The 7,107-nt window shown below is 37.5% G+C and carries 5 protein-coding genes; 3 read left to right on the forward strand and 2 right to left on the reverse strand.

What is annotated here, in order from left to right; genetic code table 11:
• On the forward strand, positions 1–879 hold an 879-nt coding region (locus tag BMW86_RS32365; RefSeq protein WP_143056763.1), incomplete at its 5' end, for a reverse transcriptase domain-containing protein.
• Between the two features lie 310 nt (positions 880–1,189).
• Complete coding sequence (locus tag BMW86_RS32370) at positions 1,190–1,492, forward strand: hypothetical protein (protein WP_089788338.1); 303 nt, start codon at positions 1,190–1,192, stop codon at positions 1,490–1,492.
• Between the two features lie 633 nt (positions 1,493–2,125).
• Here BMW86_RS32370 and BMW86_RS32375 read toward each other — a convergent pair.
• Together BMW86_RS32375 and BMW86_RS32380 are read right to left on the reverse strand one after the other, a co-directional pair.
• Positions 2,126–2,578, reverse strand: a complete 453-nt coding sequence (locus BMW86_RS32375) for a hypothetical protein (RefSeq protein WP_089788340.1) — start codon at positions 2,576–2,578, stop codon at positions 2,126–2,128.
• A 6-nt stretch (positions 2,579–2,584) separates the two neighbouring features.
• Positions 2,585–3,043 (reverse strand): hypothetical protein, encoded by a 459-nt coding sequence (locus BMW86_RS32380; RefSeq protein ID WP_089788342.1) that lies wholly within the window; start codon positions 3,041–3,043, stop codon positions 2,585–2,587.
• A 121-nt stretch (positions 3,044–3,164) separates the two neighbouring features.
• Here BMW86_RS32380 and BMW86_RS32385 point away from each other — a divergent pair, with 121 nt between their 5' ends.
• Positions 3,165–6,569: a CHAT domain-containing protein gene (locus tag BMW86_RS32385; RefSeq protein ID WP_089788344.1), complete on the forward strand. Its 3,405-nt coding sequence runs from the start codon at positions 3,165–3,167 to the stop codon at positions 6,567–6,569.
• Positions 6,570–7,107 lie beyond the last annotated feature (538 nt).

Here is a 7,107-nt window from a genome sequence, read left to right on the forward strand (position 1 = left end):
CTGTCAAGAGAAGTTAGTATGAACAGGATGCGCTACATTATAGACGCAGACATGCAAAACTACTTTGGGAGTATCAATCACCAATGCCTGCGGGAGTTCCTTGATCTGAAGATAAAGGATGGTGTGATAAGGAAAATGATCGACAAGTGGCTAAAGGCAGGCATATTGGAAAACGGTCAGGTGATGTATCCAACGGAGGGCACACCTCAGGGAGGAAGTATCTCTCCGTTGATCAGCAACGTTTTTCTGCACTATGTACTGGACGAATGGTTCAAAGAACAAATCCAGCGATTACTGAAAGGAGAGAGCTTTATCATCCGTTTTGCGGATGACTTTCTGTTAGGTTTTACCAACAAGGAAGATGCACTACGTGTGATGGAAGTACTCCCAAAGCGACTAGGAAAATTTGGATTGACGCTGCACCCTGAAAAGACGAGACTACTAGATTTGGGTGAAGAAAAGGGAGAGGATAAACATCCAAATAAAACGTTTGACTTTTTAGGCTTTACCCATTACATGAGTACAAGCAGGAAAGGGAAATCTATTCTGAAACGCAAAACAAGCAGTAAGAAACTGAATCTGGCTTTGAAGCGATTAAGTGATTGGATCAAGTTCTATAGGCAGCAGCTTCCCATAGCGGTGCTTATAGGCGAGTTGAACCAAAAACTGCACGGCCATTATGCCTATTACGGTATTGCATTTAATTGCAGGAAACTACATACGTACTATAACCGGACAAAACACCTGCTCCATAAATGGCTAAACCATCGTGGTGGCAAACGTGTATGGACATGGAATAAAATTGCAAAGCTGACTACAGAATGGATACCTCTTGTAAGACCCAAAATCTATCACAGCTATCAATTGGCGAAGCCGTAGGCAGAGGAACCGTGTGCAGGAAAGCTGCTCGCACAGGTCTGTGGGGGAGCGGGGAGGTAACGAACCGCTCTACCCAGAACCAGTTTATGTTAATTATCAATAGGTTAACGTTATTAGCTCTTAGATACTAACGGAGCAAGCCCGGAAATCTGCCACTAAAAATGAAATAGTTCAGGGAATTGGATAATTTTGAAAAAACGGGTTGGGGCTATGGTGAAAACTGTAGCAAATAAAGTTCGAAATGAACCCAGGAGAAGAAAAAAGATGCTGATAAACAAAATAATAATTAGATAACCAACATTAATTAATAATGTCCTCAGGTAATATTGCAAGATTGATATTCGGACTTGGATGTTACGTTATTTTTTTAATTACTGGCAGAAATCACCTGGAGTATAAAACTGTAATAGAAAAGGATAAACCAGTCAAATATGTTGTAGAAAAAACATTCTATAAGTCCTCAGGGAGAGGAAGAACCTATCATATGAACGTAGTATTTGAGGGAAGAAGCTACATTACTGATATTACAGAAAGAATTGCAGATAATATTGAAAATAATATTTTCCCGGATGTCTACTATGTAAAAAGAAAGGATATGCTAATCAATAGTTAGTATGTTACCCGTTCTCTAAGAATTCTAATAACATCGTTTACAGTCGTTCTTATATGTATTGTTCCCTGGGGTAAGATCAATGTAAAAGGAAAAAAATAGATGTGCTGTTTGCTGTTGAAAACGATTGTTCAATTAGTAGTCACTTTCAGCAAACATGGAAATAGCTGGTCGATATACTGGCAGCTGAAACGCTTGAAGAACTGGTCAATGAAAAAATTGGCTGTCCGTTTGGATAACCAAGAAACTGTAAAAAGCAGAACAGGAATACTAATATTCTGGGCATCAATATTTTATAAACTCTGAACGTCAAATGAATGGCAAGATATTTAAAACTCTGAAAAAACGTGCCTGTTTTGCACAATTTCCAACTCTTTCTACCTGTCGGAACGAAGATAAGAAAATTAATCAATTTACCAGGTTTATGCGGATTTCCTGATTTATTGGCAGAATGGCTTTCCAAAGCAATTATCTAGCGGATTGTTAAAAGGCAAAATATTTTTAAGGTTCGAATCTTGTCATCTCGAACCGAAAAATTAAGAAGCCCCCAAGCCATTAGATTTGAAGGCCTCTTAATTTTTAAAATTTAAATATGTTATCTAAAGTCTTTTGGAGGATCAAGGATCAAGTCGAATGTCATCTATCTAGGTTGTCCTGCTTAAACGTTACTGAAGACTTTTTACAGGCAATAGAAAGGGCTAATACTTTTTCTTTAAATTTCAAATCCATTTCTACTCCCAAATTAGGTTTGTAAACATCGAGATAAGATACCAACTCTACCAAAGATCGCTCTACCAAACTATCCTCTACGAGGGCCAGTTCACCGTAGTAATGTGCCAGGAATTTCTTCTTTTCCTGTTCAAATACTACCTGCTCAGCCAAATTAGCTGCCATGGCGCCAGCGTTATTACATATTTCAGCGTAAAGCTGATTCTGCATCTGCCAGAAGTTCTTTCTAACTTCCAGTTCACTGGTCGCATTTTGTTGACTACTAAACTGCCAGGCACCCAGACATATGGAAACTGCAGTAGCTAAAAACCCAAAAAATTTTATCCGAATATCCAGCAGTTCAAAATTGTTATTTTGCATTATTAATTAATTAACTGAAATCAGGTTTATCATTAACCTCCTTGTTTCTCTATTCGCAGGAATGCTTCTCCATATCATTTTAACCTTCGGTTGTCGCAAGCAGGGTTTAACGATATCAATTCTCATCTCACTAATATTGCGATTAGGGGCAAGCCTGAGCGATTCACTAAAAACGATTTTATATTCCAATGGACTGCTGGTCTCCAACTGAATAAACCACTTCAGTTCCTTGTAATAAGAATCACCTTTTTCGCATCTGCTCCAGCGCAATGTTCCATTCTTAAATAACACAAAAAGCTGACCATTTCCAGAACAGTCTCCCAGCTTTTCCTCATATCTTCGTAAGATCCATTCCCTACTATCTTCGTTTGTCAGGAACCCTATTATTTCATCTTTTGACTGTGCATTAGCCTTAATACTAATAATTGTCAATATCACTAATCCCCATAATCCATTTTTTATCATAAAGCCAAGTTTAGTAATAAAACACTTTGTAAAAAATATACATATATTATATTTTTTTTACCTCCGAACTATATATCCACCTTAATATACTAAATTAGTATGCCCCAATACGTATCACAATATGAAAAAAATCGTCCATCTCTATCTTGGATTATCGTTCTTGTTCTTTTTTCATTTGAAGTCACTAGCACAGGATATCAAAAACTTGCTTCCTATGGTATCCATGCATGAGAATAACAAAGAGTATGATCAGGCTATCCGTATTACACATGTCATAAAAAATATACTAATAAGGCAATCAGGTGATCAAACAGAACCCTATGCAGAAATATTGTTATTATTAGGCAATCTACATTACAAAGACGGTCACTATCCAGACTCAGTTCAACAATATTACATTGCCGGGCTAAATATACAAAAAAGCATAGTAGGGATAACAAGCCCAACGTATATTGAAAATACAAGAAATCTTATAACGATTTACATAAGCTATCATAAATACAAGGAGGCAATAAATCTCTATATCCCCATATTAAGCCATCGGCAAAAACAGCCTGTCGTCGACTGGAAAGAGTATATAATCGAACGGAACGATTTAGCATGGCTTTATGGATGCCTGAATGATTTCACCCATGCATCCGAAGAATGGAATAAAACCTTGCAATTGTGCAGTGACCATTTAACACTTAATGATGATATATATGCTGCAGTGATCACTAATTTTGGAGAATATTGTATAAATAAAGGAAGGTATACTCAGGGGAAATATTTTTTTGAAAGCCTTATTAGTCAGATAGAACAGAATGGCAACCAAGATAGCGTAGTGTTTATAACTTCTCTGTGCATGGCTGCCAATCTATACCTGGATATAGATGATACAGAAAAGGCAAGATTAATGTTAGACCGCATCGCAATCTTGCAAAAAAATTTCCAATACAACAACTCCTATAGCTTTATGGGAATAATGGCTTATGCCGATCTTTTTATCAAAGAAGGTAACTTCGGCAAAGCCCAGGAATATTACGAAAAATGTTTATTTTATCTACAAAAGAACAACCTGACAGACAGCCTTGACCACGCAAAAGTTCTTGCCAGGATAAGCAACGCGTACCGGCTCAACAAAAGATATGATCTGTCATTTGACGCACTGAATAAATCATTTCAACTATTCATCAAAATAAAAGAAACCGACTCACATGAATATGCTCAGCTGATGTATACTTATGCCGCACTGTTTCAAGAGAACAACCTGAACACAACTGCTGAGTTTTATCTGGAACAGGCACTGGTCAAAGAAAATTTCGTTAATGGGAAAGAGAATATGACCTTTTTAAATGCTGCTAACGAACTTGCGAGCCAATATAAAAAAAGGGCTAATTATAAGCACTCCATACTGCTCTATGATGAAATGGAAAACATTATTGAAGGTTTATTCGGAAAAAGGAGCAAACTATACCTGACATTATGTATAAACAAATCAGCCTTTTATAATGAGATCACTATGTATAAAGAGGCTGCAGTATATGCAGGCCAGGCGCTTGGTCTTTCATTTATTCTAAAAGAACCTGAAAATATAAACTACGCGATACTTATAGGTAATCTCGCAACAATTTTGATGGAACTTAATAAAAAGAAAACAGCAGAATGGTATTTAGAATGGTCAAAGAATGTTTTGAAAAAAGTCGATAAGGTTGAAGATCATCAATTAGCTGCGCTGTACAACAACTATGCAGTCATAGAAATGAGATTGAAAAAATATGAAGAAAGTGAGCAGCATTTTAGGGAGGCTGTAAGAATTGAAGCTGTCACTGTCGGCAGAACCAGTAACACTTATCCCCAGATACTTTCCAATCTGGCGCTTATGTATTCAACCAGAAAAAAATTTGAAGAAGCCCAAGAAACAGCTATTGAATGCGAAGAACTGATTACAGAATACTTGAAAGAAAACTTTATAATATTGGGAGAAAATGATAAATATGATTTGTTGCTAAAATTTAGACCTCATTTCGATTTGGCTCCATCTATTTTATTTGATTGGGGACCAACAAAATGTAGTACCGAATTCTTGCAAAAATCCTGTAATCAAGCCCTTTTAGCAAAGGGTATGCTACTAAGTAATCAACAAAAAGTCTTGCAGCAATTAAGAAACATTTCTGATGAAAATATAAGAAAATTGATTGATCAATGGCAAGAGGATAAGAAAACACTGGCTCACCTATATACATTGTCTCAAAATAGTCGACTGAATGAGGAAAATCAGCTTAAATTAAGCATCAAACATAAAGAAAAAGCTATTAATTATTATGGCAACCAACTCGTAGATTATAAACAATTTGACTTCAGACAAATTGTCGACAGTTTGAAAAAGGACGAAGTGGCCATAGAATTTATCAGTTTTAACCACGCTCAACCCAAATGGTCAGATACAATTATTTATGCCGCCTATGTCATGTTGCCAGGCGATAGTATTCCACATTTTGTTACGCTTTGCCATGAAAAAAGCATAGTTGACCTGATTGAGAATAAATCTCGACTAAGTTCAGAAGAATATGCTAAACACCTATATGGTAATGGTATTAATCCTGTTGAGAATAAAATTCATGACAGAAAAAGTGACCTTCTATATGAATTAATCTGGGCGAAGTTAGAACCCTTTCTAGAAGGGAAAAATAGGGTCTACATTTCCCCAACCGGATTCTTATGCCGTATTAACTTTAATGCCCTTCCGGTTGACAACAACCATTACTTAATCGATAAATATGAAATAAGACAATTTAACAGTTTAAGAGCAATTACTTCGCTCCGCAGGCCTGTAGAAGTTCAGAATACGGTACTGTTTGGAGACATTAATTATGGCGTTGGCAAGAACGCAGTTGGATTACCCAATCTAACGCCATCGGCATTTGCTGAAACCCAATATGTATATGATTATTTGCAGCGAAGCAACAAAAATAGTCTACTAATATCTGGTAATGATGCAACAGAAGCTGCCTTAAAACAATTCAGCGGTCACTCTCCAACCATCTTGCATATTCTCACACATGGCTTTTCTTTCCCTCCTTCTAAAAGAACCAGCAAAAATAGCGATACTACTAATCCATTCAAATCAGCGGAAGATCCGATGTTTCGCAGTGGTATTATGATGGCAAATGGAAATAAAATATGGTCTGGCATATTGCCCGACTCCGGAAAAGAGGATGGCGTGGTCACCGCCTATGAAATTGCAAATCTGGACCTAAGTAAAACTGACCTGGTTGTACTGACCGCTTGCAAAGGAGCCCTAGGAGATTTAAAAGGGTCGGAGGGTGTTTTTGGCTTACAAAGGGCTTTCAAATTAGCAGGAGTTGGCAATATGATTTTAGGCTTATGGGATTTATACACTACACCAACCAATCAACTGATAAAAATATTTTACATAAATAAGTTTAATAATAAATCAACTCATGAGGCTTTCCGGATCGCACAACTGGAAATGCGTAGAAAAACCACACCGTATGAGTGGGCGGGTATGATTTTAATAGAGTAATCTTTATTTGTAATAGCTACTACTTGATCTGACAATCAGTCATCAATTGACCCCAGCCATGTTTATATTATAAGGCATCAAACATGGTTGCTGAGTTTTGATCGAACCTATTTCAGGTTGAATATGAAATACTTATAAAATAGGAAGAGATAATATAAATAGCAAGACCCGCTCTAAGAGCGGGTCTTGCTATTTATGTGCCCAGTAGCGGTAAATTATCGATTGCGCTGTGCAAAGTCCGTGAGGTGGGGATTTACAAATGAAACACCTCGAAATTACCCGGCAGGTAACCAAACCTGTCCGACAAGGTCTAGTCAACCACCGGAAGCGAGTCTTGCGTAGTCATTAGAGATGATGGCACGAAGCGTAGACAGCGACTGCTGAAGGTATGCGATAGAGCCTCGAAACTTACGGAACGTTGAAGCCTTGGTAGTTCGAAATATTAAGGCAACATCAAACCTGCGCTATTGACGAGCAGGGGCGATTCGACCGGGGTCTGAGAACATATCAAAGGCAGACAGGGGTAATACGGGAACAC

Source organism: Chitinophaga sp. YR573, assembly GCF_900110995.1.
GTDB lineage: Bacteria > Bacteroidota > Bacteroidia > Chitinophagales > Chitinophagaceae > Chitinophaga.